Annotated in this window: 23 protein-coding genes, 4 pseudogenes and 1 riboswitch; of the genes and pseudogenes, 11 read left to right on the plus strand and 16 right to left on the minus strand. The window is 43.2% G+C overall.

Annotated elements, in window-relative coordinates:
- The first annotated feature begins 474 nt into the window (after positions 1-474).
- Positions 475-636 carry a hypothetical protein gene (locus tag BN1044_RS23610; RefSeq protein ID WP_168780328.1) on the plus strand — a complete coding sequence of 54 codons (162 nt, stop codon included), beginning with the start codon at positions 475-477 and terminating at the stop codon, positions 634-636.
- Positions 637-676: 40 nt separating this feature from the next.
- On the opposite strand, the gene BN1044_RS17385 is transcribed toward BN1044_RS23610, so the two are convergent.
- Positions 677-1591 (minus strand): LysR family transcriptional regulator, encoded by a 915-nt coding sequence (locus BN1044_RS17385; RefSeq protein WP_072309732.1) that lies wholly within the window; start codon positions 1589-1591, stop codon positions 677-679.
- Between the two features lie 104 nt (positions 1592-1695).
- On the opposite strand from BN1044_RS17385, the gene BN1044_RS17390 reads away from it, so the two are divergent.
- Positions 1696-2622, plus strand: coding sequence for a DMT family transporter (locus tag BN1044_RS17390; RefSeq protein WP_072309733.1), 927 nt, complete (start codon positions 1696-1698; stop codon positions 2620-2622).
- An 89-nt stretch (positions 2623-2711) separates the two neighbouring features.
- Here the strand turns inward: BN1044_RS17390 and BN1044_RS17395 are convergent, their stop codons facing one another.
- Positions 2712-3053 carry an antibiotic biosynthesis monooxygenase family protein gene (locus BN1044_RS17395; protein ID WP_072309734.1) on the minus strand — a complete coding sequence of 114 codons (342 nt, stop codon included), beginning with the start codon at positions 3051-3053 and terminating at the stop codon, positions 2712-2714.
- A gap of 685 nt (positions 3054-3738) precedes the next feature.
- On the opposite strand from BN1044_RS17395, the gene BN1044_RS17400 reads away from it, so the two are divergent.
- Positions 3739-4479 carry a helix-turn-helix transcriptional regulator gene (locus tag BN1044_RS17400; RefSeq protein ID WP_072309735.1) on the plus strand — a complete coding sequence of 247 codons (741 nt, stop codon included), beginning with the start codon at positions 3739-3741 and terminating at the stop codon, positions 4477-4479.
- Here BN1044_RS17400 and BN1044_RS17405 read toward each other — a convergent pair.
- The 4 genes from BN1044_RS17405 to umuD all read right to left on the minus strand — a co-directional run bounded on the left by BN1044_RS17405 (position 4460) and on the right by umuD (position 7661).
- The gene (locus tag BN1044_RS17405) at positions 4460-5107 is read right to left on the minus strand and encodes an acyl-homoserine-lactone synthase (protein ID WP_072309736.1); all 648 of its coding nucleotides are present in this window, start codon (positions 5105-5107) and stop codon (positions 4460-4462) included. The two genes, BN1044_RS17400 and BN1044_RS17405, sit on opposite strands and share 20 nt — an antisense overlap.
- Positions 5108-5500: 393 nt before the next feature.
- Positions 5501-5779, minus strand: a complete 279-nt coding sequence (locus tag BN1044_RS17410; protein ID WP_072309737.1) for a YdgH/BhsA/McbA family protein — start codon at positions 5777-5779, stop codon at positions 5501-5503.
- Positions 5780-5973: 194 nt separating this feature from the next.
- On the minus strand, positions 5974-7242 hold the full coding sequence (umuC, locus tag BN1044_RS17415) for a translesion error-prone DNA polymerase V subunit UmuC (protein ID WP_072309738.1): 1269 nt from the start codon (positions 7240-7242) through the stop codon (positions 5974-5976).
- Positions 7242-7661, minus strand: a complete 420-nt coding sequence (gene umuD / locus BN1044_RS17420; protein WP_072309739.1) for a translesion error-prone DNA polymerase V autoproteolytic subunit — start codon at positions 7659-7661, stop codon at positions 7242-7244. The genes umuC and umuD overlap by 1 nt, the downstream gene beginning before the upstream one ends.
- A gap of 302 nt (positions 7662-7963) precedes the next feature.
- On the opposite strand from umuD, the gene BN1044_RS17425 reads away from it, so the two are divergent.
- A complete protein-coding gene (locus BN1044_RS17425; protein WP_175421621.1) occupies positions 7964-8863 on the plus strand; it encodes a GNAT family protein in 900 nt (299 codons plus the stop codon).
- A gap of 132 nt (positions 8864-8995) precedes the next feature.
- On the opposite strand, the gene BN1044_RS17430 is transcribed toward BN1044_RS17425, so the two are convergent.
- Both BN1044_RS17430 and BN1044_RS17435 read right to left on the minus strand, forming a co-directional pair.
- On the minus strand, positions 8996-9997 hold the full coding sequence (locus tag BN1044_RS17430; protein ID WP_072309741.1) for a sodium:calcium antiporter: 1002 nt from the start codon (positions 9995-9997) through the stop codon (positions 8996-8998).
- A 3-nt stretch (positions 9998-10000) separates the two neighbouring features.
- A riboswitch (yybP-ykoY riboswitch) is annotated at positions 10001-10217 on the minus strand.
- Positions 10218-10405: 188 nt separating this feature from the next.
- Positions 10406-10606, minus strand: coding sequence for a hypothetical protein (locus tag BN1044_RS17435; RefSeq protein ID WP_072309742.1), 201 nt, complete (start codon positions 10604-10606; stop codon positions 10406-10408).
- Positions 10607-10919: 313 nt separating this feature from the next.
- Between BN1044_RS17435 and BN1044_RS17440 the strand changes: the two genes are divergently transcribed.
- Both BN1044_RS17440 and BN1044_RS17445 read left to right on the plus strand, forming a co-directional pair.
- Positions 10920-11459 (plus strand): DUF2058 domain-containing protein, encoded by a 540-nt coding sequence (locus tag BN1044_RS17440; protein ID WP_072309743.1) that lies wholly within the window; start codon positions 10920-10922, stop codon positions 11457-11459.
- 147 nt (positions 11460-11606) lie between these two features.
- Complete coding sequence (locus BN1044_RS17445; RefSeq protein WP_072309744.1) at positions 11607-12089, plus strand: cold-shock protein; 483 nt, start codon at positions 11607-11609, stop codon at positions 12087-12089.
- A gap of 106 nt (positions 12090-12195) precedes the next feature.
- Here BN1044_RS17445 and BN1044_RS17450 read toward each other — a convergent pair whose 3' ends face one another.
- Positions 12196-12498, minus strand: coding sequence for a YdgH/BhsA/McbA family protein (locus BN1044_RS17450; RefSeq protein ID WP_072309745.1), 303 nt, complete (start codon positions 12496-12498; stop codon positions 12196-12198).
- Positions 12499-12963: 465 nt separating this feature from the next.
- Positions 12964-13209 carry a YmjA family protein gene (locus tag BN1044_RS17455; protein ID WP_072309746.1) on the minus strand — a complete coding sequence of 82 codons (246 nt, stop codon included), beginning with the start codon at positions 13207-13209 and terminating at the stop codon, positions 12964-12966.
- Positions 13210-13333: 124 nt separating this feature from the next.
- On the opposite strand from BN1044_RS17455, the pseudogene BN1044_RS23975 reads away from it, so the two are divergent.
- Positions 13334-13591 (plus strand): annotated as a pseudogene (locus BN1044_RS23975) (hypothetical protein); the annotation flags it as partial.
- A 116-nt stretch (positions 13592-13707) separates the two neighbouring features.
- Entirely contained in the window at positions 13708-14244 is a 537-nt protein-coding gene (locus BN1044_RS17460; RefSeq protein ID WP_072309747.1) for a cytochrome b, read from the plus strand.
- Positions 14245-14345: 101 nt separating this feature from the next.
- On the opposite strand, the gene BN1044_RS17465 is transcribed toward BN1044_RS17460, so the two are convergent.
- Positions 14346-14630 (minus strand): hypothetical protein, encoded by a 285-nt coding sequence (locus tag BN1044_RS17465; protein ID WP_072309748.1) that lies wholly within the window; start codon positions 14628-14630, stop codon positions 14346-14348.
- Positions 14631-14895: 265 nt separating this feature from the next.
- Positions 14896-15408: a YagU family protein gene (locus tag BN1044_RS17470; RefSeq protein WP_072309749.1), complete on the minus strand. Its 513-nt coding sequence runs from the start codon at positions 15406-15408 to the stop codon at positions 14896-14898.
- A gap of 435 nt (positions 15409-15843) precedes the next feature.
- On the opposite strand from BN1044_RS17470, the gene BN1044_RS17475 reads away from it, so the two are divergent.
- Positions 15844-17823 (plus strand): alkyl/aryl-sulfatase, encoded by a 1980-nt coding sequence (locus tag BN1044_RS17475; protein WP_072309750.1) that lies wholly within the window; start codon positions 15844-15846, stop codon positions 17821-17823.
- Positions 17824-18011: 188 nt separating this feature from the next.
- Here the strand turns inward: BN1044_RS17475 and BN1044_RS24315 are convergent.
- The 3 genes and pseudogenes from BN1044_RS24315 to BN1044_RS17490 all read right to left on the minus strand — a co-directional run.
- Positions 18012-18191 (minus strand): annotated as a pseudogene (locus BN1044_RS24315) (NADP-dependent isocitrate dehydrogenase); the annotation flags it as partial.
- Between the two features lie 23 nt (positions 18192-18214).
- Positions 18215-19029, minus strand: a pseudogene (gene cho / locus BN1044_RS17485) (excinuclease Cho).
- A gap of 34 nt (positions 19030-19063) precedes the next feature.
- A complete protein-coding gene (locus tag BN1044_RS17490) occupies positions 19064-19267 on the minus strand; it encodes a DUF4113 domain-containing protein (protein ID WP_072309752.1) in 204 nt (67 codons plus the stop codon).
- Positions 19268-19473: 206 nt separating this feature from the next.
- On the opposite strand from BN1044_RS17490, the gene ydfZ reads away from it, so the two are divergent.
- Entirely contained in the window at positions 19474-19677 is a 204-nt protein-coding gene (gene ydfZ, locus BN1044_RS17495) for a putative selenium delivery protein YdfZ (protein ID WP_072309753.1), read from the plus strand.
- A gap of 247 nt (positions 19678-19924) precedes the next feature.
- Here ydfZ and BN1044_RS17500 read toward each other — a convergent pair.
- A pseudogene (locus BN1044_RS17500) lies at positions 19925-20098 on the minus strand (isocitrate/isopropylmalate family dehydrogenase); the annotation flags it as partial.
- Between the two features lie 527 nt (positions 20099-20625).
- Here BN1044_RS17500 and BN1044_RS17505 point away from each other — a divergent pair.
- On the plus strand, positions 20626-22239 hold the full coding sequence (locus BN1044_RS17505; protein WP_072309755.1) for a restriction endonuclease: 1614 nt from the start codon (positions 20626-20628) through the stop codon (positions 22237-22239).
- Positions 22240-22507: the final 268 nt, after the last annotated feature.

Below are 22507 nucleotides of genomic sequence, written 5' to 3' on the forward strand. Positions count from 1 at the left end.
CAAATATAACTAGACCCAAATGCAATTGTCGCAAGCAGCCCCACAATATACCCCACTAATCTACTACGCATTATCTCTCTGAGTAGTCTCATCGCATCTCCAGTTCAGGAACGGAGCTAAACTATACAGAGTAATATTGGTGGAAAATGCCGCTCAGCCTGCAAATTTCAGTTCCGCTGGGGTTATACGGGCTTACAGCTGTGCTAGTTTTCTGTTCGATAACTATCGTGATGGCTTCACGCGCCAAAACTTTGCGAACTAATGTAATTCCTTCTCGCTCTATTACAGCAAGAACTACGCTTTTGACTAGCATGGTTTTAATTTTAATTAAATTAATTTCAGCGCAACGCTTTAAACAAAGCCTAAACACATCTTAAAAACAGCCTTTCTGAACAATACATTTATATAACCAGTGATATCATCGCTAGGATTTTTACTACTATTCTAAATTTTCAATACTTATTGGGATTCACCATGCTAAAAACGATGCTTCTTTCCGCTATTTTTATCTTATCAGGTTGTACTGCCAGTGATTGGATCAGCGCAGCCGGTGGCATTATGCAGGCAAAAGATGACCATAGCCGTTCAACAATGGACTCAAGAATTCAAGCAGCGAACAAAGCCGCTGGATACTAACATCTGATTTAAAAACGGATATTCTCTATCTGTTACCGCTTCATTGCCCATCGCTAAACCGCATGATCCTTTGGCGTAGAAAATCAACTAATCGCTTGCTGTCTGGTGACAGGACAGCGGCCTTAGTATTTACAACACCAACATCCATATAGGTAATGCAGTCATCAATAGTTCTGCGTACAACCCGGAGCCCATCCAAAGACCAAGGCCGATATACCAGATCAGATAAAATAGTCACGCCTTTACCTTGAGCGACGAGGCTCCGAATAGCTTCGAAAGAGTTAGTTCGAAAGTGAATATCGGGAACACATTGCCGACGCTGCCAATAATCTTGAAATACCTCTGCGTATTCGTCGGTCACTAACAGCAGAAATGGTGATTTTTCCACATCAGAAAGAGTGACGACCGGCTGACTCAACAATGGATGGCCAATAGGTGTCCATAGCTTTCTCTGCGAACGTATAAACGTCTCGATCTGCAAATCAGCGTCATGATTTATATTGGAAGTCAGCAATAAACAGAAATCGAACCTTTTTTGGCGTAATGCGCTAACAAGAACCGGTGAAGCCGCTTCTTCAAAGATAATTTCCATCAGCGGAAAGCGGTTTGTTATATCGCTCAGAATGTTAGGCAACAAATAGGCCGAAAGCGTTTCAGCAATGCCGATACGAACTGTACCACTCGCAGTTTCCGGCTGATTTTGTAGATCTTCTAATGCCACGTGGCTATCCATCATAATTTTGCGCGCGTGGTTAAGAAACCGCTCTCCCGCCTGCGTTAGCCGAACGCCTTTTGGGTGTCGAATGAATAGCTGACAGTTCAGTGCCTCCTCAAGATTACGCATAGATACTGTCATTGAGGACTGCGAAATATGACAACGGTTAGCCGCTTTTGATATTTGCAAGGTCTCAGCTAATGCAATGTAAAATTCAAGTTGTCTCAATGTAAAGTTCATAGTTTTAATCTATATCCGAGGATGAAAACTTTGTATTAGCATCCTAGCATTTGTTGGCAGTAATCTTGAGCCAACGAATCAGTTTATCCTTTACTGGAGCAGTTATGCCCTATCTCCTGCTTAGCCTCGCCGCATGTTTTTGGGGTGGGAACTATGTTGTAGGCCATGTACTGGTTGCTACCGCAAACCCTATCATTCTTTCTGCCGCACGCTGGATTTTTACCGCGCTTATGCTGATGACCCTATATTTTCGCCAGGTTCGGGAACAGTGGCCTGCCATGAAAAAATCTGCCGGCACTATTGTATTTCTTGCACTTTGTGGGCAGGTTTTATTTCCGTTAACGCTTTATATTAGCCTGCAATACACATCGTCACTGAATGCCGCCATCTATTTATCAACCACGCCCGCGATGGTATTACTGATTAATCACTCCATATTTAAGGAGAGGATATCATCACGAAATATCAGCGGCGTCATACTCAGCTCTTTGGGGGTCATCTGGTTAATCCTGCAAGGTAATATTTCACACATAGACCTCTTCAATCAGCTAAATAGAGGCGATATTTGGACAATGGGATCGGCCGTCAGTTGGGCAGTTTATTGTGCATTCTTACGCATAAAACCGCGTGAGGTGAAAGGTAATGCCTTTGTCGCCGTTAGCGCTGCTTTAGGGGCAGTGGTGTTGCTTCATATACTTGCGCTAACCGTTATAGTAAACGGGGTCCCCAGCATAATTCCCTATGTTCAGCCTGAGTTTTTACTGGGACTTGTATACCTGATTATATTCCCATCGTGGCTCTCATATCTTCTGTGGAATAAAGGTATTGCGACTATTGGAGCGACACGTGGAGAGATATTCTCCCATATTATTCCGCTCAGCGGAGGTATCTTTAGTATCTTGTTTTTACATGCACAACTTCATGCATACCATGCGGTTAGTGCCATATTCATTGTGGCAGGCATCGCGTTATGCTCGCACTCAGGCAGTCTAAAAATGCCAATTAACGGAAGTGATAAAGCAAATAACTAACAATGCACACCTTGCTGCCGTGGTTCAAACGTATCTGCGTGAATAACTACCGCAGATACGCTGATCAGATACCTGAACAATTGGTGTATTCAATTTTCTCTACGATAAGGCATTGGATGTTCGGATAATGGGTGATCCAAATTTACATTATGGGCGCCTTCGATTTTAGCGATAACCACCTGAAAACCAGAAATCCACTTGCTGCTTTGTTCTTTTGCTCGTAAGTGCTCAACGTTGTTCATGAGTAACTCGAGTCCTTCGCGGCTATCCCAGTAGTAGTTGTTTATCAAACGACCACTCTGAACATCAGTAAATGACTCCATCCCAATAAATCCTGCAATGTCCTTTGAGAAATCTTCTATTTTTTTATCCAACTTATAAAAATCTTCATCATATTGTTTTTTGTCAAAGATAAAACTAGTTAGAAACATTGTATATTCCTCTGATAATTCCTGATGTTAGAGCTTGCTGAGTCTTTCTATCAACGGCATCAGCGCGGCGCCCTATTATCACATGAGCGGTATAACCTAAAGCTTATTCTTTAATGCTTATTGCAGAATTCCCACATCGTTTTTTCAGGTGCGCCACCGTTATCATTCGCCCGCAATCCTACGCCGAATTGTTGAGGAAACGAACCCATGAAATATCAAATGTCATCCATACAATAAGCCTCGCTAAAGCACTTATGTTTCCAGATGTTATTTAGTATTTCTCAATACAAAATTACAGTACACGCTGGTGTTTATTTAACCCAAAAGCAGAAAAATATAGCCAGCTTTAAGCAATTTTATTCAGTTTAGTCGTATTGAAATAAGAAGATTTTTTGAGCACTAATGAGAAACAGAATGGGGAGTGTTTGAAACGAAATTTAAGTAGTGATAAAGTAGAGTCTCTCTGGACAGTATTGGCTTTGCAAATCCACTGTCCAGAGATTTTTCCCTGGTGTTGGCTGAATTAGCTACCTGACTCTCGTGGTCAGGTTTTTTTTACCTTCAGCTTACCGGGGCATTATAAGTCATTGGCTAAGTTCTGTAAGTTGTACTTAAGTACTTTGCGCCCTGTACTAAAGTACATATTGTCACTCAGATATGGGAAATTGAACGTCTAGGAGCCCAAATGTTTTCTGTTTTCAATGAAAATCCGATACTAACGGAAACGCTCCGAGATTATATCGATAGAAAACTGTCGCATTTAGGCAGCCCTGAGTACGCATATACGGTTATCAATAAAAAAAATCCGTCAAAACTGCTTATCATTTCAAGCTATCCCGATGAATGGGTTAACCTCTATCGTACTAATAATCTGCAGCATATCGATCCGGTCATCTTAACCGGTTTCAAACGCACTTCACCCTTCGCGTGGGACGAGAACATCACATTGATGTCAGATCTCAAGATTTCAAAGATTTTTTCGCTATCGAAGCAATACAACATTGCTAACGGATTCACCTTCGTACTGCACGATCATTTGAATAATCTAGCGCTTTTATCATTAATCATTGATAGCAATATGAAGGAAAACTTAGAGAAAAAGCTGGCATCTGAGCGCGGCAATATTCAGATGCACCTGATTGAAATTAACGAACAGATGTATCATCTCGTTCAATCGATATCTTTTGGTAAAGAAGACATCGAAATCGATTCGGACAAACCAATTTTCACTCTGCGTGAAAATGAAGTGCTCTATTGGGCCAGCATGGGCAAAACCTACGCCGAAATTGCTACGATCGTAGGTATTTCAGTGCGCACCGTGAAGTTTCATATGGGCAACGTTGTGAGCAAGCTTGGAGTAAGCAACGCCCGACAAGCAATAAGGTTGGGCGTTGAACTTGATCTTATTACACCAATGCCGGTGTAACGGCTATCGACATCGGCCAATTAACCAGCTGGGACTGAATACCACTGACTGAAGCGCTTATTTTTGCAGCCATTTTTGTTTGACTGGCAGAGTCTGTTGGGAGATAAACCAGATAGATTCGCTCATCCTCACTCAGATATGCCTCCTTAAGCGGCTTAATTTGCCAACCTGAACGTTTCAATATTGTTAGCATTGCTCGGCTAACGATAGTGTAGATACCATTGCAGCCATAGTGCCTAGCATAATTTATCATCGCTAAAAATAGCACCTGACTTAGCGGGTATCGCTCGCCTAACAAATCCCTCGCGCGTGATTTATCAACAAAGAATCGGCTTGATTCCATTTCACCTGCGGGTAAAGGCACATCTGCAAAGCAAGCCTGAAACGTGTGAGTAATCATATTAGGCTCATCCAATGGGACAAAGCGCACGCTACAGACAAGTTGTCCCTCATATAATCCTAGGATGTAACGTGTATTAGGATTATCAAACTCATCGAACTCCATGTCTTTGTTGCAGACAACATCCCATCCCAACCGGTCACTGAACGTTTTTTTTCTCAGTCGATAGAGTTCATCAGAACGAACCCCATTCAGCTCTTCGTAACTGACATCAAATAGCTCAAGCATTCCATCACCTTGATTACATTTTAGTTACTATCCATATTATCTATGGCTGGTGTTTTTCGCGTGCTGCTATTGTACAGTTTTTTTTAAGAATATTTGAAGATAGGTTATAAAAGTCTGGGATCAAAGCCGCAACTCATTTTCAGAGTTCAAAGGCAATCTGAGCAGATATATGCATTTGTTGGGAGATATCGGGCATCATTTTAGGATTATTCAAGCGAGTGGTTCAAAACAAAACGCGTTTACCTTCCCTAACAGAAAAGCAAAATGAGCTAATATGTAGAAAATCTGAGTGCAATAAATGGATTACCAAACCTGATTTCAACAGGTTTGCTCTCAATCGCGGGGCTGTTATGTAAAAAGGCTACTATAAAGTAGCCCTTATATTCATTTTATTTATTTGAAAACTTCAGCTACAGCTTCAAAGTTAGGACCATGCTCACGGGCGGCAATAATCACGTAGTATTTGCCACCCTTTTCATCTGCCAGTTTTGATAAACGTTTATGCAGATCGGAAGGAGAGCCAACTTCTCCGTTAGTCGCACCTACAGACACATTTCCAATATACTCATATTTAAAATGATGAGCTTCATCCTTGGAAATCAGGTCCGCCGCAGTGGCACTGAATGCCGTCATTGAGAAAGCGAGGGCGGTAGCTAAAATAACTTTTTTCATATAACACTCCATGCTCATTATGAATACCAACCGTAACATATAATCAACACGCATGAATGATCCACATCAAATTATTCACATTTTATATACTTAACGTAATCCATAATGCACGCCGCAGCCCTGCTCAATTAACCCAAAACCCATACCACTTAATAAAATTTGATCTCGCGCCAAGCGCCAGAATAGAGTTATTCCTAGTGGGCCATTACCATCGGTAGGTCGCTAAATCGCGTGGTATATGCTGGAGATAACATGTTGCGCTTCATCTGCCAGCCTCTCTGTATTCCCTGCCCAGCAAACCATATTTTCCCGCGTCCTTTATTATTTATCTCATCGAGCACTTTCATTAGCGCTTCAGCATTGGGCTTAGGGCTAAACTCATCAAACAGATTTAGCTGCGAAATACCGTGATCGTACAAATCGCCGAGCATAACGCCCCCCTTTTGATAGCGCTTGCCGGGCTTCCAAATGTTATCTAAGCAAAGTAATGCGTGTTTGATAATGTCTCGCGTATCATTCGTGGGAATTTCTAACCGCGTCGACGCCAAGTTGCTGTAATGCAATTCATACTCAGAAAATGGCGAGGTTTTAATAAAGCTACTCACGTGCTTGCAAAACTGACCTTCCCTTCGAAGTTTTTCTGCCGCCCTTTCGGCATAACTACAGATAGCCTCCTTCAGATCCTGATACTCAGTAATCCGCTCGCCGAAGCTACGACTACACACAATTTGCTGCTTTGTCGGCGCAACATCTTCAATGCTTAAACATGATTCACCACGTAACTCCCGCACGGTTCTTTCAAGGACAACGGTATAGTTACGGCGAATATAGGCCAGATCCATATCAGCCAGCTTCAGAGCCGTATCAATACCCGCATTTTTGAGCGACTTAGATAGTCGCCGGCCAACGCCCCACACCTCTTCAACGGGCATTAATGTCATCAGTTTGCGTTGCCTTAGCTTATGAGATAAATCGACAACGCCTGCGGTTTGCGGCCACTGCTTTGCCGCATGGTTGGCAAGCTTAGCCAACGTTTTCGTCGGAGCAATACCTATCCCCACGGCAAGGTGAGTACTCCGCTTGATTTGCTCACGGACTTCGTGCCCATACGCTTCTAGATTATGGCAATGACTGACGCCTCGCAGATCCAGAAACGCCTCATCAATGGAATACACTTCAACACTCGGTGCCATGGCCTCAAGCAGTAACATCACTCTCTGGCTCATATCGCCATAAAGCGAGTAATTACTGCTAAAAACGTGTACGCCATATTGTTCGAACAGCTTCCGCTGTTTGAAATAAGGCGCTCCCATGCTGACGCCGAGCTTTTTGGCCTCCGCAGAGCGAGCAATGACACAGCCGTCGTTGTTTGAAAGAACCACAATCGGCTTGCCATGCAAGTCTGGGCGAAACACCGCTTCGCAGCTGGCATAGAAACTATTCACATCAACAAGGGCAAACATTAACGCGCCTCATTGATCACAAACTTAACGACCCCAAATGTCTCAAGATCTTCCCCGTCATTGAATTCGATCGCTGGGTACTCAGGGTTTTCGGCAATTAGCATGATCCTCGGGCGGGTTACATAGCGCTTTACCGTGAACTCTCCCCCGAGGCACGCAATAATAATGTCGTTATGCTTAGGCCTAATACTCGAATCCACCAGCAGTAGTGAACCATCAAAGATCCCCGCGCCCGTCATTGACTCACCAGAAACACGCACAAAATAGGTTGATGCCGGATGTGCAATGAGTAGCTCATTCAGATTAATAGGTTTATCGATGTAATCAGCCGCAGGGCTTGGAAAACCAGCAGGCACGCTGTCGGCATAAAGTGGTATTGATACTGAGAGCTTGCTTAAACAGGCAGGATAGAATTTCATCACGTTAAACCATTAACTGTATATTTATACAGTATAGTGCGTGATTCTAATGATGAACAGCCCTTACGTCCAAGATTGGCAGGTCTATGCGAGAAAGTTCTGATTTGGAAAGAATTATATTTTTTTCAGCTCAGTTCTTATTCTGAGCCAGCTTGGCCCTGATAATATGCGGCGAATCTACGCCCCAGAAATAAAATGAGTTTTCCTCTGGAGTATTTAGCAGCGATTTTTTAGTAACGTAAATTGGTTTACTTAATATTGAAGTATGGATTGATAAATTTGCGAAAGTAAACCGAGTTATTTTGGAAAATCGTAATATGTTACCAATAAAATTATTAGGATGGAAACCATCTAGCTATGAGATTTATTGCCAGGCCTATCACACATTTGGTGGGAGTGTATGCAACCATCCTTTAGTATTAAAAATACTGGAGGATAGAGACCCCAACCAAATTCAGTTTTTTCATAAAAAAGTGAATGGAAAAATCGTTGGTGCATTATTCACTGATAAACGTGGGGAGATTATTCATCCATACAAGAAAATCCCCGTTATATTTGAGAACATTATTCTACCCGTTTCACCAGAACTGGGACGTTGTTATCTGCCTGCAAAATCGAAAGAGCTCTCAATAAAGCATAAAAAACAGTTCATTAACTTCACCTATGGCGTGTTAAACCGTCGATCAATATGTCTTGTTAAAGATTCATTTTCTAAGAAAACGAATAAGAAAAGACAATCTGAGATGAACAAGTTTCTCAACAACGGCGGAGAAGTGGTTCCCGTTTCCGCCTTTAGCAGCGAGCAGCTCAGCACAATTTACCTTAAATTATCTGGTATGCGTTGGGGGAGTCAGCATCATCACAGTGATATCAAAGAGCTGGCCGACTTTATAGAATCAATCCGACCAATGATTTTTGGCAACGTCTTGTTCTATAAGGGTGAAGCCTGTGCTTACGACTTAATTTATCAAGCAGAGTGCAATAATTGGATCTATTTTGACGATCATAATGGCGGGATTAACACCGATATAAAAGATTTTAGCGTAGGAAGCCTTTTACTCTTCGCTAATATCAATACTGCCCATAGCCTTTGCCAACAGAAAAATAAGGAATTTATTTTTAGTATTGGCAGATCAAACGATAAGTGGGCCTATAAAGGACTATGGTCAAATGAAATAAAATTAGGGAAGTCTATTTTTTAAACTCACAGGTACTATGCAAGTTTAATGTTAGAACTTATATAAACATGTTAACGCCGAAGTTATAAATACACTCCGGCGTCATCGTCATATAATGCAGGTCATATAGTGCGGATAGCGCGTCAATGTTTATCGCTACGTAAAACTGCCGAATATCAACAGCACAAACAGCCCATATCCTCCACTGACAATAACTAATGCACGCCCATCCACGCTGCCACGACGAAAAATCTTCCAGAGATAAACAATGGCTAGCACGGTAGCAATGCCTGCGACCAGCAGCGGACCATCAAATAACCATGGTGTGAAAAATAGGCCTAGCGCGCTAGGAATGGTAGCTTGAATCATCATCGCGCCTGAAATATTCGCCAGAGCTAAACGCTCTTTACCCTGACGCACCCAAATTAACGCGTTCATTATTTCAGGTAGTTCAGTCGCCACCGGACTCAAAAACAAAGCCACTAAGTGTGGAGGCCAATGCATAAGGGTTCCAATATCCTCAAGTTGGCGGATGAAAATATGCGAGGCTATCGCAATAACGGCAAGCGATAAAACAATTTGCGGAACAATCCAACCCAGAGACGGCTCAATCGCTGAGGGGCGAATTTTGAGCGGTTCAATCATTTCTTCTTCGGGGGCAGTATCGCTATTTCGAATTTCCCGCCAAACATAGAGCGCATAGGCCACCAGAAATAAAACGCCCAGCCATGGCTTCAAAGTAAAAGCAACCAAGCCTAACGTCACTTTAACGATAAATACGGCAAGAAATGCGCCCTGATCATGGCTCATGCGCGCATAGTCGGCGCGTATCTGAGTGCTTTTTCGATTGGAACGGCGATGGTGCCAAATCAATGCTAATCCAACCACGGCATAGGCCAGAGTCGCCAACACGAGCGGCCCTCCCATTGCGGCCCCCACGCCAATATTTTTTTGCTCTGGCGTACCGCCGAAAACCACGGCCATAAAGGTCACGGTACTTTCAGGCAGCGCAGTACCAAAAGCAGCAAGCACAGAACCGACGGCTGTAGCGCCAATATTTAGCCGCCGCCCAAACCATTCGATTCCATTAACAAAACACTCACAGGCTAAATAAATAGCGATCGCAGAAAGGAAAAAGAGGGTGATTGTTTGATACATGATAGTCATGTGGCCGGGCGAGTCAGATCCCAATGGTGCAACAACACGACTCGCCCGGCTGGGAAAGTGTATTGCGACCAAAAGTCTCGCCTGGCTATGCTTTCGCAATGGCTGACCACGCCATGAGGAAATAAACCTCAAGTTTGTTGACGTGGACTCCTTAGCAGTACTCCCAGTACGGCTGAAGGATGGCTACTCCCCAATGATAGTGCCGCGCATGCTACCAGAACTAAGCCCACGAGTCTCGGGCGTTCAAACGCAGCCATCATTTTGTTTTTATTCTGTTTAGGTTCGAAGAGACAGAGAAACCGTTGCCGCTATTGCATATGAGATATTCTCGCTACGACTGCAATGTGGGCCGATTGACATCAAACCCACCGATTTTTCGACCCCACGTCAGAATGGCTACTAATCTTTATCTGTTTTAGAGTGAAATGAAAGACGAGTCTTGAAATAGGCTTTAACGCTCTCCCCCATCGCGTGAATTTTGGCGTCAATATCCTGACATAAAAACTCATCGCTGTTCATTGCCCTAACTCTCTGTAACGCGAACTCGTCTATCTCTTCTTTTTGCTGTTCGGTTAACTCATTAATATTTTGTTGTTTCATTGGGAGTAAGACCTCTTATTGAGTCGTTGAAATAGGTTTGGTGAGCACGGCCCTTTGCGTATGGCTCGTTAACATTGAGCAGGACGCTACTGCTTAATTATAAGAGTAATTTCCATATCATTTATAAATACACACTACACAGGTGTTGCGCCGATCATCGATAGCGTCGCTGTTGCAGTCCGTTAGTGGCTGAAAACGGGCTTAATAACCACCAGCAAACTTAAACAATGCAGCGATCGGCCACGACAATCTGGCATCACATCAAAAACTACAGGTATAATCTCACCATTATCCCCTGAATTTAGATACGAACATGACAAAACTCACGTTACAAGAACAGATGCTTAAAGCCGGACTCGTCAGCAGCAAAAAAATGGCCAAAGTACAAAGAACGGCTAAAAAATCGCGCGTTCAGGCTCGCGAGGCGAGAGAGGCCGTAGAAGAAAATAAGAAAGCACAGCTTGAGCGCGATAAACAGCTGAGCGAGCAACAAAAACAAGCCGCTCTATCGAAAGAATACAAAGCCCAAGTGAAGCAGCTTATTGAAATGAATAGAATTGACATTTCAAAAGGCGACATTGGCTTTAACTTCACTGATAATAATTTAATTAAGAAACTCTTTGTTGATAAGTTGACTCAATCACAGCTGATTAGCGGTCGCCTCGCGATTGCTCGTTTAGTGATAGATGGCAATAGTGACGCTGAGTACGCAATTATTCCTGCCAGCGTAGCCGATAAAATTGCGCAGCGTGATGCAGACAGTATCGTATTGAATAGCTCGCTGAGCCAGGAAGAGCAAGATGAAGAAGATCCTTATGCCGATTTTAAAGTGCCCGATGACTTGATGTGGTAATGGATGTTTCTATTAGAAAATCCCCTTGGGATTTTCATTACGAATTTATGTTCAACCAGATCATGTAAAGACGTAGGCTACGCAGGCATTGTGCTTTACACTGCGCGCTGCAAAAACTGAGTAGATAAACAATTTAAGTAGGCGGTAATGGCGATGAATGGAACGATCACAACGTGGTTTGAAGATAAAGGTTTTGGATTTATCAAAGATGAAAACGGTGATAACCGTTATTTTCATGTGATTAAGGTCGCCAACCCTGAGCTGATTAAAAAAGATGCAGCGGTGACATTCGAACCCACCACAAATAACAAGGGCCTGTCGGCTTTTTCTGTGAAGGTTATCCCGGACAGCAAATACATCTACATCGCAGGCGAACGTATTAAGCTGACGTCGATCAAGTCTTACCTTGTTTACAGCGAAGAAGTACCCGCCGATACCGGTATTGATAAAGAAAATACCGTGCTGTCTGTAGGCATATTGATGAACAGCATCAGACCGAAAACATCGACTCAATCAGATGAAATGCGCTCGCTAAAAAAGCTGGCGATCACAACATTCCAAGGAACAACGCTGATCTTCACTGAAGATGAGATAGACATAGATGCCACGGTGAAACTGCTCAAGGTCTAAGTAATTCCAATACTGGATACTTGGCCTATTCAAAAATAGAGTTTCAGCCCGTAAAAGAGGCCACCCAAGGTGGCCTTTTCAATTTATCAACGCCACCAAAAAAACCTTAGTTTTGCGTTTCGATCTGTGACCAGCCCTTACTGTACATGCAATCATTAATCAGCACTTTTCGCTTTGACTCATTTGCATCAGAAACTGAATAGCTCGTATCAGACGTTTTATTTTTCTTATCTTTGGTCGTATAAGTCGAGCTAACAACATTATCAGGAGGTAGGTCTCTTAGGGCCTGAGCTTCACATTTTGTTTCAGCGATGGAAGCATCGTTCGCATTAGAACCCGGTTTTACCCATTGATAGCTGCTACATCCAGAAAGAAGCAGCACCGCTGAAAGAGTAATAAATTTACGCATTATTAATCACTTATAATCAAAGCTTAGCGAATATCAATATCTAAGAGAATTATTTATAGGATTCAACCCCATAGAGTCCCCTTCCTTTATTCACAGATATTCACTCAAAAGATAAATCCGCTGTTACCAGCTGGGATAGTGGCTTGTTGCCGCATAGTGCGCCAACTTAAGTTGTTCATGGCAACCACCCTTTTCCATAAGCTGGGTTAAAACATGCAACCTTCACAGAGTAGCCGAATGAAATACCATAAACAATAACCTCTCGTTATTTGTTTAATCTCTATTAATCGCAAAACTGATTGAAAACGGATTGATTGCTGAACTCAGAGCTCAATGCGGAGGTTAATCAACTCTATTCGTCAGTGATTGGAATGGCTATTGACCGACGAATAGAGAAATGTGCTTCATATAGGCGGCTGATAAGATCAAACAACGATATCGCTAGTAGAATAGCCTCAACAAGAACTACTCATTGCCCCATCGATTTAGGAACTCCGCAATATCATCGATTCGTTGTTGGTTAATTCCGGCCTCAACGGCCATCGCTTTCTGCGTATCCTCACTGACCTCTTCGTTATTCATTAAACGGGTAATCAGTAGCTGGAAATAATGCGCCAAAGCGTCACGCTCCGACTCGCTCACTGGCTCTGCCGATTCCGTCGAATACTCATCCAGAATGTCATAGTATTTCAGGGATACTTCATTATTCATCGTTCATCTCCACGTTTTAGTCTAAGTCAGTTGCGGTCTGCATTGGCTGGTTTTAATAATATCATTCTTACTCCGTTTTCTGGCATTCATGTCGCATTCACCACGCGATAACTCCTCAGTACGTCAAAGGTTGCTGATGGATTCACTGGGTAGATTTGCGTTTTCAATATACCTTTTCACGCCAATGAGCCATCAATGGGAACGGCAGGAGTTACTGTTATCTCAGGCTATCAAAGGTGTTTCGCAGCAGTTTGCGATGACCCCATCGTTACATTAACTCTGGGCGGTATTCCACGACTGACTGAAGTTGGCATAGTTGGCATAGTTGGCATAGTTGGCATAGTTGGCATCTGGCGTATTCAATCTAACGCGTAATCTCGGTGTTCTCAATTAAACCGAGCGTTGGCAGATATGAAAGCCCTATAACCATTATGTTATTAAGGATTTGTTAAGATTTAGTTTATAAACTTTATATTCATAGTTTCAAAGGGCATAACAATGACAAAATTCTCTACGCTACAAATACAACTCCACTGGCTCACGCTCGTCTTAATTGCTGTTACCTATGCAGCGATGGAGCTGCGTGGCTGGTTCCCCAAGGATTCAAGTGCGTATCTTGCTATGAGAGCAACGCATTACAATGCGGGTGTATTTGTATGGCTGCTGATGTTCTTTCGTTTGGGGCTAAAGCATAAATACAAAGATCCGAATATTGTTCCACCGCCGCCATGTTGGCAAATGTACGCAGCTAAGCTCATGCATATTGCCCTCTATGCAACCTTCCTTGCTTTACCCGTGCTCGGCATTGCTTTAATGGCCTATGGTGGCAAATCATGGAGCTTGCTAGGTTTTACTATTTCTCCTTTTGTGGCAGCTGATGGCGGAGTAAAAACAACAATAAAAGATATCCACGAAACACTCGCCAATGCGGGCTATTTCTTAATAGCATTTCATGCCGCTGCGGCGTTATTTCACCACTACATACAAAAAGACAATACGCTCTTGAGGATGATGCCGGATAAAAAGGCTCGGTGAGTCAATATAAGAACGAGAATGAGTGGCACAGCGCCTTAATCCACTGCCGTGCCCTTTCCAGCTGTTTCTGCATCGTGGTTACTCCCGCTAGGCGGGTTTTATCACCGCGGTATCACTGCCATCTCTCTAGCGACAAACGTATCATCATTAACGCGGCTTACGCACATACCGACAGGCGCCCTATTCAGCATCTCAAATAATCGGCTTTGAGTGACAACCATTGCCTGATCGCCACACCTGAATTCCTTCCCCTGAGGTCTTGGCATCTCTAGCTTACCGCCGGGAGAAGTAGCGCCGTTTATGGCCCAGTTTAAAGCGCCAATAATGCATACCAACCCAATACCTAACGTAATAAATATCGCTTTTACACCATTGGAAAACTTCACGCGGAGTTCCTTCCCAAAATAAAAGCGAAGATAACAGCATGAAGAGTATGGTTAAAATTGGTTGTATAGATCAATTACCTCATATTGATCGTTCAAAACGATCGGTATTGCAAAGGTACTATCTTGGTATTTAAGGAAGTCCCCGTCGTCAACCTCAAGTAAAAAGCTTCAATATGTGGATGTCTGTTTGGCTGGCGCTACATACAAAAAAGGCCACATAAAAATATGGCCGAAAAAACAGATTATTTGAGTTTCAAGCGTAAGCTTAGATTTTTGTCATTTTTGCTCTAAGCGCAATACGTAACAATTCAACAGACCATATCCATAAGCAGGTTCCTAGGATCTCAGATATGATTTCGTCTGCAGGAAGATGAATAACCGCTGGTGATAGCCCAAGAATCGGGAGCATAACTCCGTGACAGACAATGGCAAAAAGAACGCCAAAAACAATACCTTGCAGCATGGTTATTCGAGGGAAGACTTCTGCTACTACGCAATAAAAAACAGTCGCAGCAATAGAAAAAACAATATGTACAAAGTTCCCTCCCCAATACACCAGCTGGTCAGAATAACTATAAACAAGTGAATGCCAATCAATGCCCATATCAGTCAGCATCTGTACGGGGGGAGCAATTCGGTCTGGGGTTCGAGGAGGAAGAATATCCTCCGTTCCTGATTTCACGAATGCTGAAATGATCCCGGTAATAACCCCGATAACTAGGGCGATAAAATAATGACGATTCTGTTTTGGTGTTGTCTCAAGAAGTGTAATTGACATGCTATATCCTCTGTTAGTCCATGTAATGATTATTTAACATCGGAAAAATTAACAAAGCATATACTTTAGTTAAGTAGGGTTAATTTTAAGAAATATCTTCTATCACATACTGCACCAAACTAGAAATTATCGCCCTTCGCAGGCACTTTAAAGCATCTTTTTTCAGCTTAAATATAAACAATTCAGAATTATCAATGAGATACCGCATCCAGACCTCGCCCTGTTAACTTTCGGTGCTCCTCCAACGAATCTCAAATATACAATCCTCAAATTTTGAATATTTTGTGTCATTATATGGCGAAATGTAACAATTTGGTTATATTTAAAAAACGTTTTTGCCTGATGACAATCATTGTCATTGAAATTAACGAATTATATCCAGAGGTAACTACTCGAGCTCGTTGAGTAGTTAGAGTTTTCACATAAGGATGGCAAATGAGACTTAAGTTGATCGTCAAAAGCCTTGCGCTGGCGGGGCTACTCTCCTCCACTGCACTGACACCGCTGTTTGCGCAGGAAGCACCAAAAGAAGCGACACCTTCAACAAAACAAGCTAACGATGCACTCTATAACCAGCTTCCTTTCTCTGATAACACTGATTTCACAAACGCCCACAAAGGTTTTATCGCCGCGTTGCCTCAGGACGTTATCAAGGGCGAGCAAGGGAATGTCATCTGGAATCCGCAACAATACGCTTTTATTAAAGAAGGGGAAAAAGCCCCTGACACCGTGAATCCAAGCCTGTGGCGTCAGTCCCAGCTCATCAACATCAGCGGTCTTTTCGAAGTAACAGACGGTGTTTACCAGATCCGTAACCTTGATTTATCCAATATGACCATCATTGAAGGTAAAGAAGGTATTACCGTAGTTGATCCGCTCGTTTCAGCTGAAACAGCAAAAGTTGGCATGGACTTATACTATAAAAACCGTGGCAATAAACCTGTCGTCGCCATCATTTACACCCACAGCCATGTTGACCATTACGGCGGCGTGCGTGGTGTTGTCGATGAAGCAGATGTGAAATCCGGTAAAGTAAAAGTTTATGCGCCTGCTGGCTTCATGGAGGCCGCCGTTGCTGAAAACATAATGGCCGGAAATGTCATGAGCCGCCGTGCCAGCTATATGTATGGCAACTTGCTCAAACCCGAAGCAACTGGACAGGTTGGTGCGGGCTTAGGTACTACGACGTCTGCGGGTACCGTTACGCTGATTGCGCCAACGAATATCATCGAAAAAGATGGTCAAAAAGAAGTCATTGATGGTCTGACTTATGACTTTATGCTGGCGCCAGGTTCTGAAGCCCCATCCGAAATGCTGTGGTATATCGAAGAGAAAAAACTCATCGAAGCCGCAGAAGACGTAACCCACACCTTGCACAATACCTATTCGCTACGCGGTGCGAAAATTCGTGAACCATTGCCATGGTCGAAATACATCAACGAAGCTATCGTTCGCTGGGGTGATAAAGCCGAAATAATTATGGCCCAGCACCACTGGCCAACCTGGGGTAACAATAACGTGGTTGGCCTGCTGAAGAGCCAGCGTGATCTGTATCGCTATATCAACGACCAGACCCTACGTATGGCGAACGAGGGTCTGACTCGCGATGAAATTGCGGCAAACTTCAAGTTACCAGATAGTCTCGCGAAAACTTGGGCTAACCGTGGTTACTACGGCTCCATTAGCCACGACGTGAAAGCGACCTATGTGCTGTACCTCGGCTGGTACGATGGCAACCCAGCCACTCTCGATGAACTGCCGCCAGAAGAAGCAGCAAAGAAATTTGTTGAATATATGGGCGGTGCCGATGCAATTCTTAAGAAAGCTAAAACCGACTTTGACCAGGGTAATTACCGCTGGGTGGCGCAGGTTGTCAGTAAAGTCGTATTCGCCGACCCAAATAACCAGAATGCACGTAACCTTGAAGCTGATGCACTGGAACAGCTGGGTTACCAAGCAGAGTCTGGCCCGTGGCGTAACTTCTACTTGACCGGAGCTCAGGAGCTGCGTAATGGCGTGGTAAAAGGTCCAACGCCGAACACAGCAAGCCCGGACACCGTTCGTGCCATGACGCCTGAAATGTTCTTCGACTACCTTGCTGTTCACATCAACGGTGAAAAAGCAGGTAATGCTAGGGCGGTGTTTAATATCGACTTGGGTAATGATGGCGGCAAGTACAAGTTGGAGCTGGAAAACGGTGTACTGAACCACACCCCTAATGCAGAAGCAAAAGACGCCGACGCAACTATTACGCTAAACCGCGACACGCTGAATAAAATCATCCTGAAAGAAGAAACGCTGAAACAGGCCGAAGATAAAGGTGATGTGAAGGTAACGGGTAACGGTGCGAAGATGGACGAAATGTTGGGCTATATGGACAAGTTCGAGTTCTGGTTCAATATTGTGACACCATAAAAAAATCCTCTGAGGTGTTTACGCCTCAGAGGATTTACCTTCGGTAATAATCGGCGTCCCCTGAATTTTTATTTGGTATTCCTTTTATTCCTGCCTTCGTTTACCCATACGTTTTAATAACCAATTCAAATTGAATAATAACAAAACGGGAGCACTAGGCTCCCGTTGGCATATATAGAGTTATCCGATTACATGTGCTTAATAATCGCGTCACCAAACTCTGAACATTTCAGCAGGTTAGCGCCTTCTAACTGACGTTCAAAGTTATAGATCACGGTCTTAGCAACGATTAAGCCTTTCATGCTTTTAACAATTATGCCTTTAAGCATTAAATCTGCCGCGTCGAACCATTGCATGTGGTGCAGCAAACGGCCTTTCGTAACATTTCAATTTATTCCAAAGCAATAATATTAAACTTCCCACTCAGTAACGGTTTGCATAATATTTTGTAGCCGTCCCTATCGAAGCAATCTGCCGTAGTGTTGATTGATTTGGCCTCTTGCAAGCTTCCGACTGTTCCTAGGTAAAACCAGTTATTAATAATATGATACTGAGTGAAAGTCTCGCAGCTTTCCTCAACAGCAACCTTGCCATTATATGGCCAGCACTGTACTCGCATGCTCTCCATCGCTTGCACCAAACGCAACTGATGCTCTTCAAGCGACTCCTTACCGCAGCATGCTCCACCACACCGCTTAAGAGCATAACGAAAGCAAGCACGCCCTTGAACCAAACGCTCCAGACCTAATACGCCATAACAGAGTTTTTGCTGATCAGCTACCGCTCTCAATGCATCTAATGCTGACAATTTATTGGGAAATAAACCGAATAATTGGGTTTCGTGCCAAAAATCACGATCGCCAGCATAAACAACCTCAACGCCGCTATGCTTTAGCGATAGCGAGCAAAGCTGCTTAGCATGTCTCAGCTTTTTGTTGAACAATGGTTTTGTGCCTTTATCAACTGAGCTTCTATGAGTAACGCCCCTAGCTCACCAGCCATTTCTATATACTCAATATGGGTGGTTAAATGAAGCAGTTTTGCTTCATTCTTATTCCGAAAGTGCGACATAACTCTAGAGCGAATATTGACACTTTTACCGATATAAAGCGGCATTGTCTTGCTCGTACCATGAAAAATATATACCCCCGGTCGCGAAGGGAGCGCCGCGAGTTCTTTCTTCAGATGCTCTGGATATTTATACATATCCTCATCTAATATTGGCACTTATTGTCTCCTTTCAGCCAGAGATGAACGAGTGAGCCTTGGCAATAGGCAACTCGCCAAACCTCGAGGTATGGGCTGGCGAAAGCATATTTCGTTTCATCTGCCAGTTCTTTTGGATGACTTGCCCTGCAAACCAAATCGTGCCCCTACCCTTATTGTTTATCTCATCGAGAACCTTCATCAGCGCCTCACAGTTTAGCGTTGACGCATTATGCATCGCTACATTACGGTGAACTCACCGCCAAGGCACGCGTAGCGATTGATGGCCTTGATGCAAGGATCTAACATCCGAATGAGCATTTCTATTATGACGACTGAAAACTGCTGTTGTTTAACCATAACTCAACCAAACAGCACTTTGTAATACCCATACAAATTTAGAGGTTAAACTCCTAGCAACGACTACTTAAAAGGAATATCTCGATGAACATTGCCTATGACATGAATAGAAATGCTTTGCGGGTGGGTGCCCACGTTATTGAAAATGGCACCTGTAAGGTTATGGTGATCAAAGCAATCAACGATGAAAATCTTGCAAGAGAGCAAGTTCGTACGGCGAAGTGCGTGGTTTGTAACGACGGTCCTAATGCATATGCGCCTGAAGACCTTATTTTGCTTGGGCACTAGAATATTAAATGAAGCAACATTAGCTCAAGCTGTTAACTTGATGATTTTTCAGCCGTGCGTAATATCCGCGCCCGACAAAAACCCTGTGAATCGCTCAAACGCAGTTCAACGACGATCGAGGGAAAGATTGGATGATTGTTGACATAGAAAAGAGCAAATCATGGAAGAGTTTTGGTCGAATTTTGGGGAAGATTTCTGGTTAACAAAAAATAACGGGGCTCTAATAGCCCCGTTTACATTCGCGTGATTACATATGCTTAATAATCGCGTCACCAAACTCTGAACATTTCAGCAGTTTAGCGCCTTCTAGCTGACGTTCGAAGTCATAGGTCACGGTCTTGGCAGCGATTGCGCCTTCCATGCCTTTAACAATTAAATCAGCCGCTTCGAACCATTCCATGTGGCGCAGCATCAGCTGCGCGATCCATTATTACATTACTGAATCAATGGAGAAAAATCAAATTCTCTAGCTTATTTTTTGCGTTAAACAGCTTTTCGTAACACATTGATTTAATAAGAGTGAATTTTTGTTTTGGGGAACCACTTTACCTTCCCCATATACAAAAACTGTCTCAGTATTTCGAACGTCTCGCCAGCAAGCGTCGCCTTCACATCACCAATAGCTACTATTCAGTTTACCCTACTATCTTCACAATAGAGACTCATCGTTCTGAGAAAAAGTGAGTTTTTAGTCAGCTTTGTGCCAGAAGCGGACCTTGATAAATCCGCACTGAATCAGTTAATGATCATGACGAGCTCCCCGTTGATTGGTTAAGAAGCAACAAACCTGCTCATTTTAAGATATGAGCTAATTGCTTTTCTAAAATGTTATAGATTGGCTTAGTGCTAATAGAGTAAATTAATTGCAGGTTAATTAGATGGACGGTTGCTTGAGGCAACTTCACTTGTTACACATTGAACTTTCGGTTGGAGGCTGCGAGGACTGGGATGGGACGGAGATCAGGATTTGAAGGTTTTATACGTGCTACAGGCAGAGCCGTTGCAGCAGCAGAGCGTGAACGTAAGAGATCAGAACGTCATCATTTTGCCGAAGTTCGACGTATAGAGCGTGAATTAAAACGTGATAATGCTCAGAGACTTCGTGAGCAAAAAGAGGCTGATAAGTTAGCAAAAGCTATGTATTTGGAAGAGCGTCAAGATGAAGTTTCCGATCTAAACGCTGAGCTGAACGAGAATATCACCGCGCTTTCTACACTTTTAGAACATACCCTCGAATTTGACGATTCGATTGATTTTTCAGCCTTGAAACAAATCCCAAAATTCGATGACTTCAAAACACCCAGACATCTCTTACCAGACCCTGAGCCAGAGAAGAAAATCGTGAACGCTCCAGCTGCATGGAAGACTATTTTCCCATGGATAAAGAAAAAATATTATCGAGAATTACAGAGTGCGGAAGAGTCTTTCAGTAAAAGTAAGGAAGCTCATTCAGTTATTCTTTCAAGTCAGAAAATTGAACTTGATGCATTGATTGCTGATTATCAGACTCGAAGAACAGCTTACCTTGAAGAAATAAAAAGTCAGCATGACGAAGTTGATCAGTTTGAGCAAGACTATCTCAACGGCGATCCTGACAGCGTATTGGCTTATTGCGAAATGGTGTTGACACGGTCTGAATATCCTGAGAATGGCTTTCCCCAAACCTTTAGGTTGGCTTATTTACTTGAGAGTAAGGAGTTGGTAGTTGAATACAACTTACCTGAAATTGCAGTAGTACCTCGCGAGTTGGAATACAGATATGTCAAAACAAGAGATGCCATTGATGCCAAAGCGCGAAAGATTGGTGAGATCAAAGAACTCTATCAAAATATAATCGCCGCGATAACACTCCGCACAATGCATGAGCTTTTCGAAGCTGACAAGGCATCTGCTTTAACGTCAGTTCTGTTTAACGGTGTAATAGAAACTATCGATCCTACAAGTGGGCATGACACCAAAGTCACATTAGTGTCTGCCCGTGCTCATAAGGATGATTTCATCCAAATAAAACTGGAAAGGGTCGAAAAGAGTGCATGCCTTAGAAGTTTAGGTGCACAAGTTTCAGGGCGACCAGATGAACTCCAGGCAGTAAAGCCTATTATCGAATTCAACATGGTTGATAAACGCTTCATTGAACAAGCTGATGCTTTATCTGTCCTTGAAACACGTCCAAACCTTATGGAACTTTCACCATCAGAATTTGAAGTGTTAGTATCAAATCTTTTCACTCAAATGGGTCTGGACACGAAACTCACTAGAGGTACAAAAGACGGCGGCGTTGATGCGGTGGCATTTGACACTCGTCCGATCCTGGGTGGTAAGGTGGTGATTCAGGCTAAAAGATATAAAGACACTGTCGGTGTTAGTTCTGTTAGAGATCTTTATGGAACAATGATGAATGAAGGTGCTAACAAAGGAATTCTGGTGTGTACAAGTCAATATGGTAAAGATGCATATCGTTTCTGCGAAGACAAACCAATCGAACTCATTGATGGAGGCGGGCTTCTTTACCTCTTAAAAGAGCACGCTGGGGTATCAGCACGTATCAACCCTAATTTTTAATTACTGACTCAGATCTAGCCTAATGTTTGTCGCGAATGTTCACGGCTAGAAATTCAGCACGAGTATTTGTCGAGTAATTCAAGAATGTTAGCTTAGGGCAGAAATTCCTGCCCTATTTCTTATCCCATTAAGCAGAATTGCTCCCCGTTGATTTGTAAGTATCCCTGAAATCCTCACCATTATCTTTTAGAAAGTAGATTACGCTACCTTGGAAGCGAGCATGGAGATTCATGGGCTTGCGCCCATTCCTGATGGTTTCAGGATTTAG

This window comes from Hafnia alvei (assembly GCF_900095695.1).
GTDB classification, from domain to species: domain Bacteria; phylum Pseudomonadota; class Gammaproteobacteria; order Enterobacterales; family Enterobacteriaceae; genus Hafnia; species Hafnia alvei_B.

Bases quoted from the DNA above. Each gene is read 5' to 3' on its own strand.
- BN1044_RS23610 (WP_168780328.1), top strand. From the start codon at position 475: ATGCTAAAAACGATGCTTCTTTCCGCTATTTTTATCTTATCAGGTTGT.
- BN1044_RS17385 (WP_072309732.1), bottom strand. From the start codon at position 1,591: ATGAACTTTACATTGAGACAACTTGAATTTTACATTGCATTAGCTGAG.
- BN1044_RS17390 (WP_072309733.1), top strand. From the start codon at position 1,696: ATGCCCTATCTCCTGCTTAGCCTCGCCGCATGTTTTTGGGGTGGGAAC.
- BN1044_RS17395 (WP_072309734.1), bottom strand. From the start codon at position 3,053: ATGTTTCTAACTAGTTTTATCTTTGACAAAAAACAATATGATGAAGAT.
- BN1044_RS17400 (WP_072309735.1), top strand. From the start codon at position 3,739: ATGTTTTCTGTTTTCAATGAAAATCCGATACTAACGGAAACGCTCCGA.
- BN1044_RS17405 (WP_072309736.1), bottom strand. From the start codon at position 5,107: ATGCTTGAGCTATTTGATGTCAGTTACGAAGAGCTGAATGGGGTTCGT.
- BN1044_RS17410 (WP_072309737.1), bottom strand. From the start codon at position 5,779: ATGAAAAAAGTTATTTTAGCTACCGCCCTCGCTTTCTCAATGACGGCA.
- umuC (WP_072309738.1), bottom strand. From the start codon at position 7,242: ATGTTTGCCCTTGTTGATGTGAATAGTTTCTATGCCAGCTGCGAAGCG.
- umuD (WP_072309739.1), bottom strand. From the start codon at position 7,661: ATGAAATTCTATCCTGCCTGTTTAAGCAAGCTCTCAGTATCAATACCA.
- BN1044_RS17430 (WP_072309741.1), bottom strand. From the start codon at position 9,997: ATGTATCAAACAATCACCCTCTTTTTCCTTTCTGCGATCGCTATTTAT.
- BN1044_RS17435 (WP_072309742.1), bottom strand. From the start codon at position 10,606: ATGAAACAACAAAATATTAATGAGTTAACCGAACAGCAAAAAGAAGAG.
- BN1044_RS17440 (WP_072309743.1), top strand. From the start codon at position 10,920: ATGACAAAACTCACGTTACAAGAACAGATGCTTAAAGCCGGACTCGTC.
- BN1044_RS17445 (WP_072309744.1), top strand. From the start codon at position 11,607: ATGGCGATGAATGGAACGATCACAACGTGGTTTGAAGATAAAGGTTTT.
- BN1044_RS17450 (WP_072309745.1), bottom strand. From the start codon at position 12,498: ATGCGTAAATTTATTACTCTTTCAGCGGTGCTGCTTCTTTCTGGATGT.
- BN1044_RS17455 (WP_072309746.1), bottom strand. From the start codon at position 13,209: ATGAATAATGAAGTATCCCTGAAATACTATGACATTCTGGATGAGTAT.
- BN1044_RS17460 (WP_072309747.1), top strand. From the start codon at position 13,708: ATGACAAAATTCTCTACGCTACAAATACAACTCCACTGGCTCACGCTC.
- BN1044_RS17470 (WP_072309749.1), bottom strand. From the start codon at position 15,408: ATGTCAATTACACTTCTTGAGACAACACCAAAACAGAATCGTCATTAT.
- BN1044_RS17475 (WP_072309750.1), top strand. From the start codon at position 15,844: ATGAGACTTAAGTTGATCGTCAAAAGCCTTGCGCTGGCGGGGCTACTC.
- BN1044_RS17490 (WP_072309752.1), bottom strand. From the start codon at position 19,267: ATGCATAATGCGTCAACGCTAAACTGTGAGGCGCTGATGAAGGTTCTC.
- ydfZ (WP_072309753.1), top strand. From the start codon at position 19,474: ATGAACATTGCCTATGACATGAATAGAAATGCTTTGCGGGTGGGTGCC.
- BN1044_RS17505 (WP_072309755.1), top strand. From the start codon at position 20,626: ATGGGACGGAGATCAGGATTTGAAGGTTTTATACGTGCTACAGGCAGA.